Origin of the sequence: Persicimonas caeni, from assembly GCF_006517175.1 — a bacterium.
GTDB classification, from domain to species: domain Bacteria; phylum Myxococcota_A; class Bradymonadia; order Bradymonadales; family Bradymonadaceae; genus Persicimonas; species Persicimonas caeni.
Window position 1 is genome coordinate 4,137,502 of sequence record NZ_CP041186.1, and the last position, 17,158, is coordinate 4,154,659.

5 protein-coding genes are annotated in these 17,158 nt (G+C 58.0%); 2 read left to right on the top strand and 3 right to left on the bottom strand.

Annotated elements, in window-relative coordinates:
• The first annotated feature begins 7 nt into the window (after nucleotides 1-7).
• Both FIV42_RS15305 and FIV42_RS15310 read left to right on the top strand, forming a co-directional pair.
• Nucleotides 8-2,545, top strand: coding sequence for a hypothetical protein (locus FIV42_RS15305; protein WP_141198536.1), 2,538 nt, complete (start codon nucleotides 8-10; stop codon nucleotides 2,543-2,545).
• Entirely contained in the window at nucleotides 2,545-6,354 is a 3,810-nt protein-coding gene (locus FIV42_RS15310; protein ID WP_168210675.1) for a DUF2357 domain-containing protein, read from the top strand. Before FIV42_RS15305 ends, FIV42_RS15310 begins: the two co-directional genes overlap by 1 nt.
• A 101-nt stretch (nucleotides 6,355-6,455) precedes the next feature.
• Here FIV42_RS15310 and FIV42_RS15315 read toward each other — a convergent pair whose 3' ends face one another.
• From FIV42_RS15315 to pglZ, 3 genes are all read right to left on the bottom strand, one after another.
• On the bottom strand, nucleotides 6,456-11,651 hold the full coding sequence (locus FIV42_RS15315) for a protein kinase domain-containing protein (protein ID WP_168210676.1): 5,196 nt from the start codon (nucleotides 11,649-11,651) through the stop codon (nucleotides 6,456-6,458).
• A 217-nt stretch (nucleotides 11,652-11,868) separates the two neighbouring features.
• On the bottom strand, nucleotides 11,869-14,838 hold the full coding sequence (locus tag FIV42_RS15320) for a helicase-related protein (protein WP_141198539.1): 2,970 nt from the start codon (nucleotides 14,836-14,838) through the stop codon (nucleotides 11,869-11,871).
• A gap of 4 nt (nucleotides 14,839-14,842) precedes the next feature.
• Nucleotides 14,843-17,095, bottom strand: coding sequence for a BREX-5 system phosphatase PglZ (gene pglZ / locus FIV42_RS15325; RefSeq protein WP_141198540.1), 2,253 nt, complete (start codon nucleotides 17,093-17,095; stop codon nucleotides 14,843-14,845).
• Nucleotides 17,096-17,158 lie beyond the last annotated feature (63 nt).

Here is a 17,158-nt window from a genome sequence, read left to right on the forward strand (position 1 = left end):
AGGCGGGATGAGTCAACAAGACGACGAAGCAATCGTGGATGAGACGATAAGTAAAGCACTGACGGAGAGCTCCGTAGAAGCTCCCGATGAGTTGCTGGAGGAAAGACAGCGACTCGCCGATTCATGGAAGAGGGTAAACGACAAAGAGGACCAGCTCGACGACAGGGAGTCGGCATTGGAGCAGACGCAGGCGGTGCTGGAGGAAGAGGAGGCGGAGTTGGACGCGAAGCGCGAGAAGCTCGAGGCCCTCGCGGACGAGCTCGGCGGCCGGGAAGAAACGATCGAGGAGCAAGAATGCGCTCTCGAGGCCCGAGAAGATGCCATCGCCGACCAAGAGCGCGAAGCCACGAGTCGCGAAGCCGACCTCAAGCAGCGTAAGCAAGAGGCGGACAAACGCGAAGCCGATCTCAAGGAGCGCGAGCGTAACGCCGACAAACGCGAAGCTGACCTAAAGGAACGTGAGCTGGAGGCCGACGCGGGTTTCCAAAAGCTCCGTACTCAGCGGCTCACCGAGCTAAAGAACGAGTGGGATGAAGAGCGGAAGAGGCGCGAGCAGGCTCTCGATGAGGAAATCGATGCGGAGCGTACGCGTCGCTTTGAGGCGCTCGACCGAGAGATCGAGGACCGCCGCGAGCGGCTTGATGAAGAAATCGAGGCACAGCGCGAGCGAGCCGACGAACTCATCAACGAGCGCGAGGCCGAGTTGGATCGCCGCACGTCAAAGCTCGATGAGCGTGAGAACGCGTTGGACGAGCGGGAAAAGGAGGTACAGGAGAAGCAGCAAACGCTCGATCGTGAGGCGCATCGACTTACGAGCCTGGAAGGTGTGCTGGAGGAAGAGCGCGCCCAAATCGAAGACAAGATAGAACTGCGGGCGCGCGAAAAAGTCGAGGAACTTCAGCGACAACTCAAAGCTAAGGCTGAGCGCGTTGAGGCGATCGACGATGATCGCAGGAGGCTCCGCGAGCGCGTTGAGGCACATGAAGAGTGGCGGGAGCGTTTCGGAGAGCGAGAGCCAAAGGAGGTCCTGGCTGAAAATGGGTCGCTGGAAGGCGAGATCGAGCGATTGCGCTCAGAGTTATCCGAGCGGCCATCGCAGAAGGACGCAAAGCTCCTTGCGGAACTGCGCAAGGAGAAGGATGAGTGGCGCATTGCCCGACAGCAGATGACGCGGGAGATCGCCGAGCTCAAGGCTGAACGGGCCAACTCGCTGCAGACGGCCGCAGAGGTAGAGCAACAGAAGAGGCTAAGCGAGACATATAAGCGCGATGTCCAGGCGATGGAGGCGGCGAGCAAGAAGCTCGAAGAAGACGTCAAGCGGTTGCGCGGCATGTATGACACGACGGCGGAGCGCGATGCGTGCATCGGCTCGATCGAAATGCCGATCAAGAAACTCGCCGAACGCGACGTCGCGGATCGGCCGTCGGGTGCGTCGGAGCTCGAGTGGCTGGAGCAGATCGACACCAAGTGTCGCGAGTCGGGGCTGGAGTTCAATCCGCGGTTGCTGCACGCGTTTCACACGTCGATGAAGACGGCCGAGTGGTCGCCGCTCGCGGTGCTTACCGGTGTCAGCGGGACAGGCAAAAGCCAACTTCCGAAGCTTTACGCTCGCTTCGGCGGGCTCCAGTTTCTACCGCTGGCCGTGAAGCCAAACTGGGACAGCCCTGAGTCGCTTTTTGGCTACTTCAACTCGATCGACAACAGGTTCGATGCGACCGATCTGTTGCGGGCGCTCGTCCAAAGCCAGAAGGACCCGACAGATCCCGGTTACGAGGGCGGCTTCTCCGATCGAATGATGATCGTCCTGCTCGACGAGATGAACCTTGCCCACGTCGAGCTGTACTTCAGCGACCTGCTGAGCAAGCTCGAGGACCGCAGGGGCAACCAAGAGCCGGTTAAGAAATCGATCGGATTGGGACCGGATGTCGAGTCTTACGACGTTGAGCTTGGGCGCAACGTCTTGTGGGCTGGCACGATGAACGAGGACGCCACGACCAAGACCCTATCGGACAAAGTTCTTGACCGTAGCAACGTCTTGAGTTTCCCGCGCCCAACCGAGCTCAAGAGGCGCTTGGAAGCCAAGCTCGCGGAACCGGTGCCGCTGATTGCGAAGTCTACCTGGGACGGATGGGTTCAGTCCCGAAGCACCTTTACCGACGAAGAGATTAGCGTGTTCAAACAGGCAGTCGAACACATCAACGAATGCCTGCAATATGTCGGCCGAGCGATTGGACACCGCCCCTTCCAGGCAATCGAGCATTACATGGCCAATCACCCCAAGGTGATCGACGCCGGCGTCGATGAGAAGGAGCGAGAAAAGGCAATGAAGCTGGCGTTCGAAGACCAGGTCGTCCAGCGAATCATGCCGCGGTTGCGCGGAATCGAGACGCGCGGGCAATCGAAGACCAAATGTCTCGAGCCCATTCGGGAGGTTCTGACCGACCCCGAGCTCAGCCTGCACCTGGAGAATGATTTCGACATCGCGTGCTCGTCCGGGTACGGCACGTTCGTCTGGAACAGCGCCAAATATCTGGAAGAGGGATGATGGGTCGACGAGCCAGCAACGAAATGACAGACGCGGTGCATGGTGCGGACCTCGACGAAGTTCGGCTCGAGGAGTTAGCGGCTCATGAAACGCCATCGAGGAAAGGGGCGCATTGGATCACGCTTCAAGCTACGGAACATCTGCTGGCTTCTACAAGTCCGCGGGATCCGCTGACAGGACGACCTCGACCGGTGATGTTGCGGGAGGTTCTAAGGTCCATACGGCAAGTTCTCGCTGGAGGAGCACGTCCACTTCCTTACGATGTCGGCCAACGCGCCCTGGATCTGTGCCTCGAAGCCATCGGCAACATCCTGCGCGAACCTCGCACCAAGATCGTCCGGCAGCACGAGATGCGTCCGCTGCACGCCGTGCGTGAGATGGACGAGGCGAGCATGCGATGGCTGGCGCGCCAGCCTGGTCGGACAGCGAAGGAGAAGCTCGCGGGGCAGCGAAAAGCCAAGGCCGTCGTGCGTAGGTTTTCGGTCGACACGCTCGAAAACCGGGTGGTTTGCCGGGTGGTGCAAGAGCTTCGGCGATATGTCGAACAACGGCTCGACGCTGCCGCCGCATATTCTGATGGAGTGCATCCGAGCATTGATGAGCTTGAGGACGCACTTAGATTGCTCAGAAATAAGTTTCAGCGTAGTGAATTAGCGTTCCTTTCGCTGGGCTATCGGCCGCAGCCCACGAACGTCCTGCTCGACGACCGCGACTATTCGCGAGTGTGGCGCGCCTATCAGATGTTGTTGCGGCGTGACGATGTCCTCGAAAAGTCGTGGGTGCGCGTCGGGGAGCGCACCGCCGGGGCGCTCTTCTGGAGCTTTGTTGCGCTATTAGCGGAGCAGCAAGGGGTGCAGTTGTGGGAGGGGCCGATCATCCTGCGGGATCCTGGTAACGAAGCGATTGCTTTGAGGCAGCCGTCGAACTTGGCTAGCTGGAGTGACCAGCCCAGCGTGACATTTGTGTTAGAGAGCAGCCTCAACCGAGACAAGAGGGGGCATACCCAGAAGAGTAGCGCGGATGAAGGGCGCACTCGGCTTCGTATCATTGAGCTTAGTTTACGAGGGCACACGATCAATGTCGAAATCGGTGCGCTCGCTTCGCTATCGAACGAAAGCGCCACGTCGCTCTTCCAGTTCGAATATCATGTAGGAGTGCTTGAATTCGGTCGACTCGAATCTCAGCGGGGACAGCCATTGCGCTTGTTTCGTACCGTAAAGTCCCGGGTGTCACCGCTACTTGATGGTTTTGCAGATATTGGGGGGATAGGCGAGGCATCGCATTTCCTCGTGCGGGAGCTGCTACGGCTTTTTGGCTCGCAACCCGAGCCATCCCTTGATTCGGATTCGACTTCGATTTCGAACCTTCCTGGTGCCGCGGTGTCGCCGCTCGGGCTGGACCTCGGCACTAGCCGTCCGCGAGTCTTTGGGAACTCGAAGCAGCGTACGTCAGTGCATGCAGTGGGTGTGCGGCGAAACCTTCCCGATTCGGAGGTTCTGTGGAGTGTCGAACAGCCTGACTCGCCCGCTTTACCGCCCGGGACGTCGGGTCAGTACATCCCGTTTGCAGAAGTGTTTGACGCAGAATCAGCATCGGTCGAGTTGGCACACGCCTACCGAGCGGGCAGGGCGGTGGCCCAGCAGTTGGCCAGCGAACTCGGCTCAGATCAAACACGAACAATTGGCGTAGCCATCCCCGACACGGTTGATGCCATCAGCCGGTCGCGGATCCGCAATGCGATAAGCAAGGGGTTGGGTAAGTGCTTTCCGGTTTGGCGGAGCGTCGCTGCTGCAACTGGCTGGCAGGCCAAGGGCGAACTCGACGTCGAAGAGAGCGACCTCGTCCTCGTGGTTGACGCGGAAGCGCCGAGTCTCACCATGACGCCACTGGTAGCTCGGCATGTACAGGAGTTGGAGGAAGCAGTTCCAGACTCTGCTGGGATCCTGTGGGAGCGCCGACCGTCTCTCGCTACGACAGACATCGATGATGTTCTCACGTACAGGCAAATCCAGCTCGACTACGCCGAGCAACTTCTGAAGGAGCACGGACTCCACAAGCGGGCTGCGCTCGCGCAGCAATTGGTTGCATCGGGTCGAATTGAGCGTCTTCTCGAAGAGGGCAGAATTGTCATGCCAGTCGATGGCACCAGCGACCAGTGGCTCGTTCTGAGGCACAGCGCAAAGCTGTGGGAAAGACTGGTAACCACGTGGAAACAGTTGTTCGAAGAGCGACTCGCCGACGTATTCGCTGGACGAACTGTCCAGGAGCTGCTCGGGGAACTCGAAAAAGGCGTGCCTCGTAAAATCCTGATGGTTGGGCGTCCCTTTCGAATCGCCGACGCAGACGTCGCGGACGTCGCCTCCCTCGATGCTGGCCTTGCCGGACGATCGCCAAATCGCCAGTGGGGCACTGTGAAGTTCGCTTCGCTTCAAAAGGGCTTCGGCTTTGCCAGTCGAGAAACAGGCGAGGACGTCTTCATGCATCCCAATAACTGTGCTTCCTCCGGGTTTTTTGAAGGATTGAAAAAGGGGGCGATTGTCTCTTTTGTCCCTGGAACGGCTGGCGCGAAGCCAAATCCGCCCGCGCATGTCATCTTGCCGGGTTCAAACCATCTGATTGCAGATGCTGGCGTGGTTGCCACAGGCGCAAACCTCTTGGCGGCCCGGCATGAAGCCGACCTGCCCACCTGGCAGGATTGGCTCCAGAACATGGCAGTCGAAGTTATTCGAGATGGTCATTACGAAATCCTGCCGCTGATCGCCGAGACCGAGCGCGGTGTTGCGGCTGGTGAGACAGTCGACATCGACGTGCCCGCAAACCTAATTCCACCCGCTGCGAGCTCGTCCTGCATCCTTCCAATGGTCGGTGACGAACGAACTCGCCGTTCGCTTGGCATTGAAGGCCATGTGCGGCTCGACAAGATAACGGGGAACGATGACTCGACGCTGCGTGGTCGGTTTTCCTACAAACACGGCATTGAACGCAATTGGGAGTTAGTGTTGCGCGCGGAGGTCGAGGACGCCGCGGCGCGTGTTTCTGCTTCGTGGCATACCGAAGGTAAGACGTGGGACCAAATCGCGGATCGAAATTTTCTCGTGCCGCCGTATGACGACCGAGGATGCGCGCCGGCGAAGTCCGTCGACGAGGCAGCGCGCATCTTCGACCGGATCGAGAAAGCGGCCCTCGCCGAAGATCTTGAAGCTGGACGAACCGAAGTCTGGAATCTCAAGGATGCTCTCGGAGATGGGAAGGGAGAGCGAAGAGAACTCGTAGAGCGATTGCTCGAACTGCTACACCGCTGGAACTCGGGCGACGAGTTCAACCCAGCATTGTCCAACGCAGCTGTCGGTGTGCTCGGTTCTGCTATTTGGCGTGATCCGGAACTTGTGGGCACACTTGCAGATTCTGCGAAGGAGTTGTTCGGCCGTGCCAGTCGGAGTTTACGCAACGTCCTCGCACGGTTGCCCGAGCTCATCGACGAGGTCTCCGAGGGAAAAGTGGCGCGAAAGGTCTTGCGCAAATACGAAAGTCCTTACGAGAATGCCTGTCGATTATTGCTGGGGCTCTTTCGCTTGCGGTCGGGTGACACGGTGGATTTCTTGACTCCGGGCCGGCCTCAGCTTGTACGGCTTGCTCGCACTGTCCGCCGTATTGACAGTCTCCTCGTCGGAGCTGGTCTGCGTCCTGCTGTGGCTCTCCCGTTGTCTGTCGAAGTCCCGCGTCACCTGCGTCGTATGTCTCAGCTCGGGTATGCGACCATGTGCTATCTCGCAGGGTACGAAGAGCCGCTTCTGCGAGTCGCAGAGTGAGTGACTGAGCGGCGCTCTCGAGGGTGTGTGCGAAGCGGCGCGCCGTGAATCCTTCAGTGTCGTTCACGGATTGATTGAGGACCAATAAGATCAAGCTGGTGCTACTCGGAAGCTAGAAACCACTCTAGGACTTTTCCAAGGGAGTCTAGTTCAGACTCCGCACCTATGATCTCGGCTGCAACCTCCATCGTGTGTTTCCGTTCTTCGGCGGGATGCTCTTGAAACTTTCTGTAACGCCGATCGTCGTTCTTGAATGGATGGGCGTCGAGATTTCGTAAGTGTCGGACAAATTTGAGCGCGCTGCGATCATTTCGGTCGCGTGTCTTGTCCTCCAACTGTTTTAGATTATCGCAACCATACGGTGATGCCTCCATCACATGGTTTAGAAAGTCCGCTGCTGCCGATGCGCGGTCGAAATCGCTGAGGAGTAGGCCGATTTCGGCGGCTTCAATCGTTGCTCGAAACTTCTTACAGATGTCTCCAAACCAGCTCTTGGCTAGATTGGTTCCCATGAGTTTCCGAAATTCCCGCCAGGAATCCTCTCTCTTGCGGGATAGCTCCAATGTTGTTCCAATCTCTGCAAACGCATCAACCAATGCTCCGTTGTGGCTAGATGGCCGCTCCGTTGGGTCCTCTTTCGCGCACTGCACGAGAAGCTCGAGCAATTCCGTTGGCGCAGTATCGGTATTGAGTACATGGCTTAGAGTCTGACCAAGACTGAATACGTCAGCTGCGTTACTCCACCGCCCGCTACCAGAGCGAACTTCCGGCGCCGCGAACTCATCGGGGATGGTTGTGTCACCGACTCTGTTGGAGAGGCGAGCAAGTCCGAAGTCGATCAATACGGGCGTCTTTCCTCGATGTCGGAGCACCACGTTGCGTGGGCGAATGTCTCGATGCAGTACGTTGCAGCCATGGAGAAACTGCAAGCCCTTTGCAAGACGTTCACCGAGATCGACCACAGCTTGAGCGGGTAACCTCCCTTCATAGGAACCTAAGTCTGCACCTTCAATCCAAGGGTAAACTTCGATAATGCGCGATGCGTCCCGTGATGATAGACCCACCTGCTCGAGCTCGAAAACGTAAGGCGTCCCCTCATGAGCTGATGCGGCTGCGAGCACCTCTTTGAGGGTAGTCAAATTACCGAGCACCTCGGCGCGCGTTTGGTCGTTTCCAACACGAACCTCGCGATAGACTTTCTTCGTGCCTGACGTCTCTGACAGTAAGATTCTCGCTTGGGAGCCCGACGCAACCTCCTCAGCGTCTGCTGGAACAGTGACGTGTGGTACCGCTCCTCGAAAAAGGCAGTCTCGCATCTCAGATTCCAGCTCGATCCCAGATTCGACACGTCCGATGAGCCAAGCTTCGAGCAATTTGGAGCGAAATGAAGTGCCCTTGAGTAGTTCACTGTCACTCAAGCGACTGAGGTTCTCTGTCACGAGACGGACATCGTAGCGGAGGCCATTCCCTTCATAACCTCCGAGGATATCAATCCAGTCGTTTAGTTTCCGTACCACGAGATGGAGCAGATCTTTGCCTCGCGCACCAGTTTCGTATTTTGTATGCGCAAGCGCCGCAGCGACGGGGTATTCACGCCTTGGTCGCCACTCGTTCACACTTTCTGCTTCGTTGAGGGCATCTCTCACTCGGCCCCCGAGTTCTGATGCGCCGCCATTGCGCAGGTCTCGGAGAAGGCCGTCATAAACTTGATTGACGTCACGTCTATTGAACCACCATCGTCCTTCTTGGTTGATCAATGAGACAAGAGCGTTCAAGAGCTGTTGCAATACGTAGAAGTTTTCGGAGACTTGACTAAGAAGCAGTCTTGCCCCGCGAGTCGTTTCAAGAAGCTTGCCGCTGCGTTGTTCGATAAGCTTGTAGAGGTCTTGTTCTTCCGCAGGAGTTGACCTGAATGTTGTTGTGGCTCCCAGCAAGTTCGGGATTCTCTTTCGAAGCTCGGGAAGACCAATGAAGCAGAAGACAAGTGGCACTTTACCTGGACGACGAAGTGCCCATTCATTTTCGAGGCGGTCCTTTATCAGATCGCCGAGTCGCCCCCCATCTGACGGTGGAAAGAAGAGCTGTGCTTCGTCGATGACCAATGCTATTGCTTCGTATCCTCTTCGATGGGCAGCCTCTCGAACGTGATCAAAAGCGTCACGAGAAGGGAGTCTTGCGTCGGATGGAAGAGTTAGAGAACTCCCTGTTTTAAGTTGAAGGTCCTCCGAAACCTCGTTCCAGATTTTATGATATTTGAGTCCGGGCCGATTGTCTTCTCGGCGGTTTGACGTGCAGCTGATCGTCTCTGCGACGAGTAATTGCTGCTTTGGGCCCTCTTCCTTTATGTATCTGGCAATGGTTGTCTTGCCGAAACGACGAGGGGCAAATACAGCTACGGATTGAGTATTTAGGAGACATTTGATGATGGCATCCCTACTCTTCTGAATGCCAATCGGATGCTCCCTAATGTAGTCCATCGCATCTTGGCCCCAGTCCAGGCTCGCTTTTTCGCGATTCTTAGAGCATCTGCTGTCCCACCTCAATATTTTCTCGGCCAAGACGCGTGATCCACGAACTCCTCGCAGCTTTACATGTAGGTAGGTGTCCGGGGGCTCACGAAAGGGAAGTTCAAGCTTGATTTCGTAGCGAAATTTTGAGGAGTCGGAAGGACTCTCAATCCAATCTTCCGGTGCGATCGACACTGTTTTTGGACGTATCGATGCTCGACGCGGAGGCCAAGTCTCCTTCAACGAAGGACGTTCGAGATCGGCCTCAAGTTCGAAGTCCATGGAACGCCGCCGGTCTGTCTCGATGACAACAGGCAGATACATCCACCAGTAGTCCTCTTTCTCGACGACGAGCAAAGTTGCCAAACGGCCGCGTCCTGTAACACGGTCGTGCGCAAAGGTGGCCACCGATCCCTCTTCGCCTCGAGTCGTCATGCGCTGCTCAATCATGGAAAGAGGCGCATCGATCTGCTCAGTCCCCACAAAGTCCAAAAACTCATTCGCCGCCTTCTTGAACCGACTTACGTAACTGCGAATGGCTTCGGGTTCTTCGCCTTCAAGATGTCGAATAAACTCCTTAACGAGAGAAGCTCCCAATTGGGGAGTGATGGATATAACCTCCTCATATGTCTCTCGAAGGGCATCGGGTTTTATACCATGCTCACGTGCTCTCGAGATCCACTCTGTGTGCGCGTCATCAACATCTCCGAGGCTGGCATTATCGAGTAGTGCTCGAAACGAGCGATCGAAATGCTGAAGCCTTTCAGATGTCTCCAACTCCTCATCAGGCGGAGAAATGGAGGCGATATCGATTTGTGCAGAAGTCAGCCCTGCTTGGTCAATGGCTCGACTTAACGAAACAACTCCCTTGCGAAAACTCGAGTCGCACAATGCCGCGAGCCAATGCGCGGAATCTAGCTGGCTTTCTTCGCTGCTTGCCTCTGTGGTCGGCTTGACGAGCCAAGCAGGAAGATCCGACACAAGCTCCTCTTGAGCATCGAACACGTCCAGGGCATTTTGAAGCTCCGAAGGCACTGGAGCCTCGAGCTCCAGAACAAGGCAGGCTCCCTTGTCGCCGAGCACATCGCTGGCGCGGTTGAACGCCGACTGGCATTCGTCCCGATTTTGTCGCAGTGCTTCGACTTCGGGAAACTCCTCGAGCCAGTCAACGATCTCTTGTCGCAACTCCCCGATCGCCTTTTGCCACCTAACGACATCGTCGGGTTCAGATATCTGAGCACCTAACGCCTGACAGTTCTCGAGCGTCCGCTGCGCGCGCGACACTGTTTGCTGGATTGTAGCAGCAGCGGTTCCGCTACGTTCGACCACCCAAGCGAGGAAAACCGGCCACTCATCGCTTGGTTCGTTCAAGCCGTCTGATGCAACATCCTGTACGGATTCGTCGAACTGTTTTGGTTGCGAAGACACTTGCGCAGACTCGTCGGTGTCTGGAGCTTCATCTGATGAATCCGGCTGCGGTTCAGATGCGAGAAAAGTCTTCGCCCAACTCAAAGCATCGGGATAGGCGCTGTTGATGCCACTATCGTTGAATAGGTCGTGTAGTTCTGAATCACTGCCAGGTGAATTCTCGTCAGCTATCAGCTTCCCAATTTGTTCAAACCAGACGTGCCGCTGGTCAGCAGGATATGGCTTGAGCGACTTCAGCGTGTGAGCGATTTCGAACGGCAATTGTTCGGTGGGCAGAGAGGCAGCGATTTCCTTCCACACCTTGCAACGCGTTTGATTAGCAAGCGGGATGTCGGCGAATGCTCGCAAAAGGCGCTGGCCGGCGAGATCATCGTGGTGGCGGTTTTGAATATATGTGTTCAGAGCCTCGAGACTAAATAGCTCGAGGATTGCCTCAAATTCGGTCTTCGCGAGCCATCGAGACTTGTCTCCTCCACGCATGATGTTCCGCAACGGAAGACTAAGCGACTCAGGGGCTTCCTTCAGGAGATTGAATTTTTGCCATGGTTGGCGAAACGAGTCCAAGAACTCGCCGGGGTTCTTGTTGGCTTTCTCAAAAGTTCGAGGACGCCAAGATCTGGCTAATGTGAGTGGATCTCGATGCAGGAGCTCCTTGAGATGAGTACTCGGTATCGCTTCATCATCGAACGATCCCAGGATGTCCTCTGCGATAACGCCACTCCGTGAAACACGTCGACGTTTGATAGTAGGCGTCGCAACCTGCACCCGGGACTCGTCTTCTTTCGATTGGGGAGGCTTTGCCTCATCACCAAAAAGATGCACCAACGGCTTTCCACGAGGTGGCGAATCATTCCTCTCCAGCAGTTTGAACTTCGCCTGGTACGACTTTGGCACGTAGCGAGGCAAGTTGCTGTCTGCGTCTTCAACTCGAAAGATGAACATCGTATCCGGCCTGCTGTGGTGCAGTCCTGCCCGGCAGCAATAGATTTCACCGAAGAGCGAAACAACCTTGCCCTCTCGATTTGCTCCATAATTGTACCAGCTAAGCTGCCTTCCTCCCTGCGTCAGGTCGTCAAAGATGGCAGACTTCCAATCGAGCGCAGGCTGCACGTCACGAGCATACGATTCGGCGTTTGGATTGATGCTGATGTAATGAACCGCTTCTACTTCCTTCGAGGCTGGATCCGCTCGGCCTCCCGATGCCAATTCATTGCGGATGGTCTGAACTTCACCGCCAGTGAGTTTGGTCATGTAGTTGTTGACGGTGAAGCCAACGGGCAGCTCGTTGATCAGCTGTACTAGCTTCTGGCGATTCAGCCCCAGCTCTTCTGCCAACTCGTAAACGCGCATATCTACAGCCATAGGTCCGCTTCTCTCAAGGTTAGTAAACTCAGTTGGAGCTAGCGTTAGTTTAAAGTAGTGGCGGCAGTTCGAGCATTGCTCATTGCAGCACATTGCAAGAATTCGCTGCGAGCGGCGCAAGTGATTTATTTACTCTATCATCTAAAATGAAACGATCAGGTCGTACTTCGCAGGGTTCACACCCGTACAGTATTGCCCCTTTTTCATCTGGTGCACCTCAACTTGGCAAACTCAAACAAACACCCACCAACTCAGGCTCCAACGACACCACCTGGGCCTTGCGCCGGATATTCTCCTCTCGCTTCGCCGTACGCTCCTCGAGGTGCTTCAGCCGGTGCCTCTGGCCCTTGATAGCAATCTCCATGTCCTTGCCCTCGGCCTGCTTCGCCTCATAGGCGGAGATGAACTTCTGGACGCGCTCGCGCTCCGCTCGGCGGTATTCGCCGACGTGTTCGAGTTCGCGGTCGGTTTCGCGGCGGCGTTTGGCGACGAGTTCGTCGCGTTGGGCGGCGAGGTCGTGGGCGAGTTGGCGTTCGGCGGCTTTGCGCAGCTCGCGCTCGTGTTCGATGAGCGACTTGGCTGCGTCGAGGTCGGCGGATATCTGCAGGCTGGTGCCGTCGAGAACGCGTTTGCCGAGGTCGGTGCGGGCGTCGAGGGATTGGGCGTCGACGAAGACCGGCCATAGCTCTTCGCGCAGGACTTCGTTGGTGCCGTCCTCGAAGGCAGTGCGGTAGACGTAGGTGATGCCCGGGCGGTCGAGGAACGGCAGCACCTTCATGCCGACGGATCCACCGAATCCCGAGTTACCTGGCGGCGTCCCTTCCAAGCTCGCATCGTCGGCGGGCGAAGCGTTCAGGACGTGGTCAATGAGGACCTGGACGAGTGGGGAGTCAGGGGCGAGGAAGGTGACGTCGTCGCGGCGCATGGCGAGGTCGCGGTCCGTGGTGAACGGACCATTGGGAGCCTCGTTGCCGAGCTTGCGTTTGAGCGTGTCGGGCAGTTTGAGGTCGAAGACTCGTGCCGATGCGTCTTTTGCGCTGCCGCCGAGGGTTTGGACGCCGTGGACGATGAAGTCCTGCATGTCGGACTCGGTGCCGAAGATGTCTTCGGACTCGTCGACGACCTCCATGATCTTGCGCCGGCTCTCGGCGTCGAATGTGGTGCAGTCGATGAGGCTTCGGTCATACCATTCGAGCAGGGTTTGCTGGCGCTCTTCGAACTCGCGCTCGAGTTCTTCAGCCGTCGCTGAGATCGGCTTGTCGTCGCGAAGCGAGCGCATGACGAGAGCCTCGATGTCGAGGCCGTCGAGGATGCCGAGTACGTCGGCGGTGGCGCCAACCTTGTCGCGGATATTGTCGATCTTCTGCTGCAGCATGCCGAAGATTTTCGACTCGCGGGTGTCGCTGAACTGGAAGTTCCAGACCTTGACCTCTTTTTGCTGACCATAGCGGTGGATGCGTCCGATCCGCTGCTCGAGCCGGTTCGGGTTCCACGGCAGCTCGTAGTTGATCATGATGTGGCAGGCGTGCTGGAGGTCGATACCTTCGCTGGCCGCATCGGTGCAGAACAGAAACCGCGAACGTCCGAAGTTGAACTCGTGCTCGATTTTGGCGCGGTCTTCTTTGTCGACGCCGCCGTGGATCTGCAGAATTTCGTCGGCCCACGGCTCGTCCGCGACGAGGTCGAGGATGTAGTCGAGTGTGTCGCGGTACTCCGTGAACAGCAGAATCTTCTCGTTGGGGTTTTCGGCCAAGAGCTTCTGGATGAAGCTCTTGAAGGCCCGGCCTTTGGTGTCGACCGGAAGCTCCTCAGCCTGTTTCACGATCTTTCGGAGCGCCTCGATTTCGGCCTCGTACTCCTCGTCGGCGCCGGGGACCGTCAGCTTCTCCAACTCCTGCTCGACGCGGACCTTGTCGTCCTCCTCGAGGTCGTCTCCATCGAGGTATGCCTTGGCGTCTGATGACAGCGAGACCTCGTCGATCTCCAGCAGCCCCTGCAACCTGCGCCTCATGGTCTCTCTGATGGCCCCTACGCTGCTGACCAGGCGCTTCTGCATCAGCGCCATGGCAAAGCCGATGACGGGCGCGTTGAGCCTCTCAGACCGGTTAAAGATCTCACGGACGTAGTGCGTCACGTCGTCGTACAGGTCCTTCTCGCTCGGCGTCATCTCGAGCTCGACGGTCTGGACGTCTCGGTTCGGAAAGACCCGCTCGCCGTCGTCGTCGAAGATGGTGTCCTTGCCCCGACGCACCATCACCTCGTCGACTGTCTGCTTATCGAGCTCCTGGTCGGTCGCGACACGGAACGGATCGATATAGCTAATCAGCGAGCGGAAGGGCTGCTCCTTGCCGTCGTGCGGCGTCGCGCTCAACAGCACGAGCGCATCCGAATTGTGGCAGACCTGCTCGACGCGCTTCGAGGTGACACTCGGCGAGTTTCCGCGTTTGCTCGCTTTGTGGCATTCGTCGACCACCACGACATCCCAGAAGGCATCTTCGAGCTCCCGCTGGAACTCTTTCTGGCGTAGGAACGCCATGCTGGTAACAAGCCTCAGCCCCTCCTGCTTCCAGATATTGGTCTCCTCGCCGAGCCGATGTCGCTCGCCATCGACCCACAGCCGGTTCGCCTGGGTGAGCCGGATGTCGAAGAACCGCTGCATGTCGCGGATCCACTTCCCCTGCAGGTGCGCCGGCACCACGAACAACACGCGGTCGGCGCGCCGGCGAGCCTCGAGCTCCTTGAGGAGCAGCCCGGCCTCGATGGTCTTACCGAGACCGACGTCGTCAGCAATCAGTACGCGCTGGCGCAGCTTACCCATCACCTGGTTGACGCAGGCGAGCTGGTATGGCTCGAGGCGCACGAGCGAGTTCGAGATACTCAGGAGCTTGCCCTGGTTGTGGGCCAAGCGGAGTTGAATCGCGCGGACTCGCAGGTCGAAGCGGTCGGCCGACTGGATGTCGTCGAGCGGAATCGTGTCGAGCTCGTCTCCGCCTTCCTTCTCGACGGTCACATCCGCCAAGGCGACGGACTTGATTCCCATGCCCTCGATGACGGCGCGTAGGTAGGGTGATCCGCCCACGTCATGGATAAGAATCACCTCGGCCGCCTTTCCGTTGAGGCGAATCTTGTCGCCGGGCTGCAGGCTTTCTGCGACAATTTCATCGGCGTGAATGGAGGTGTCCCCCATGTTGCTACTCCTTCGTTATCTCTAGGAAATTGAGGATAAACTCCTGAGGTGACGCACCGCCGTGGTAGTAGCGAAGGTCGCTGATGCCCTGCTTGCCGAAACGCTGCAGCGGCTGAGTCAGAAGCTCGAGGTGGACGTCGTCGTCCAGGTAGTCGAATCCGGGAGTCGACGAATCCACCATGACGCTGTCGGTGAAGGTTTTGTCGTGACCTCGGCTCGCAGTCCGGCGTCGGGCGACATCGACCTTCTTGTCGGAGACTGAGACGTCCTCGAAGTTGGTCTGCTCTTCGGGCAAAAGCACGAAGCCGTGGTCGGCGACCACGAACGCCTTGGTCCAGGTCTCACGCTCCATGACTTCTTCGATCAGCTCGGCTAGTTCCTCGACTCGCCTGGAGAGCTTGTGCTCGATGCCGGACAGGTCTTTCTCGCCGATGTCGTCGATTTCGGTGTCGAAGTATGCGACGTGGCGGCTTTCCTCCCAGCCATCGTTGGGATCCCGTGTTACGCTCCAACCCTCGCGCTCGAGCAGTGTGTTGCGATTGTTCGTGCTCAGGTCGTCGCCTTTGCGCTGGGCGCGCAGCTTGGGCTTGCCCGAGCTATCCTTGAAGCGGACTCGATATGTATCAGGGCGGCCAGGTGTGATGGCTCCCATTCCGAAGTGTGTCTCCGAGGGGAGCACGCCGGCGCAGATGTGGGACTCGATGGTGTAGGCTGCGCCTTCGTCGCCGGCCTGGCTAAGACGCTCGGCCAACTCGTAGGCGAGGTCGAGGCGTAGGGCGTCGATGTAGAACACCGCGACTCGCTCGGTGGTGTTGAACTTGTCCCAGTGCTCCGACAGGAATCCGTGCGTTCTCGTCACGCCCTCGAAGACCTCGCCGATCTCCAGAGCCTTCGCACAACGAGTGCTGAGCGCCTCCATGTACTTGACGTACTGAGTCGTCACGAGCTCATCGCGCTTCGGACCGAGACCGCCGCGCGCGGGATGCCACGACGGCAGATCGCGCTCAGGATGACCCGACACGACGATCCGGCGAACCGCACGGTCTATCTTCCACGTTCCCTCGTCCTGGTCGCCGTACAGCGTCGCGATTGGAACATCGCCCAGCTCTTCCCAGGTCTCGTAGCGCCGGGCGAGGTCGGCCATCTGTGCAGCTTCTTCCCAGGCGCGGATCCACGGCGAGTCATCCGCGCCGATCCCGTGTACATCGACGTCATACGCATCACACAGCGCATCTCTCCGTACAACTGCACGCTCGTGGCATTGCTCGTATTCGCCACGCTCGAAGTCACTCAACCAGAGCTTCCAAAGCTCCTCGTCGAGCGCCCCGTTGACCGGACACTTGGCGAGCCGCCAGGCCTCACCGAAACGCAAGATGGCATCTTTGAAAAAGCGAGCTTCGCCAAGGTAAATCCGATCCAGCGGCTCCTTGCGCTTCGCCTTTCGGAGCACACCCTCGAGCATTTGCCGCATACGGTGGTGCTCGAAGGGGACCGAACCGTCATACGGTGACGGCAAGGCGTCGGCCGGAAAGCCCTCGTGAAGCATCCACTGTGCGACAGCCCACTTGCGCACCTTCTCTTCAATAGCCTGCGGACCGTCGCTGTCTTCGAGTCCAACTACACCGGCCTTCGTCAACTCCTGGCGCACCCGGGCGACGGTATCCTCGTCGTCGCTCATGTCGCCCCAACCCATCTTCAGGATGTACTCGTCGGGTCGGCCGTGACCGTTGGTCAGAAGCTCGGCCTGCAAGGTCGGCAGGTCGGGGCGCCCTGTGGCGGTGTGGCCGAGTTGCTCGAGGAGATATTCGGCCCGGTCAGCACGTCGGCTCTCTTGGCCGGCGCTCTCGAGCGTGTCGTCGAATACCTCCCAACGCTGCACACCATAGAGTCGCGCAGACAGTTCCTCGATCCCGACGGGGATCCGAGCGCCACCTTCCTCCACATCTCGAAACCACGCTCGGTCGCCGCGTTCGTGCGGGATATACAGGACCTGAAAGGAGTCCGTTCCGGCGGTGCTCGCCCTCTCCTGGACACGCTTGCGGAGCAACAGCGAACTCTCGTCCTTTGCCACACCTACAAAGTCGAATTCGTCACGTCGGTCACAGGCTTTGCGAACGACCTCTTCGAGGAAGCCGCCGTCATCCCACCAGATGATGCGATGATCACCGTGCTTCTTTGCAATTTTGCAGGTCGTCTCGATGAGCTCCTGCGCGAGATCCTGAAGCGACCGCGTTGGAGGTCCAGTGACTGGCTTCATGGCTGTCAATCCGTTCGTATGCTCGTTTCTGATTGGTCAGGGCGCTCGTTCACTCGCCAGCGC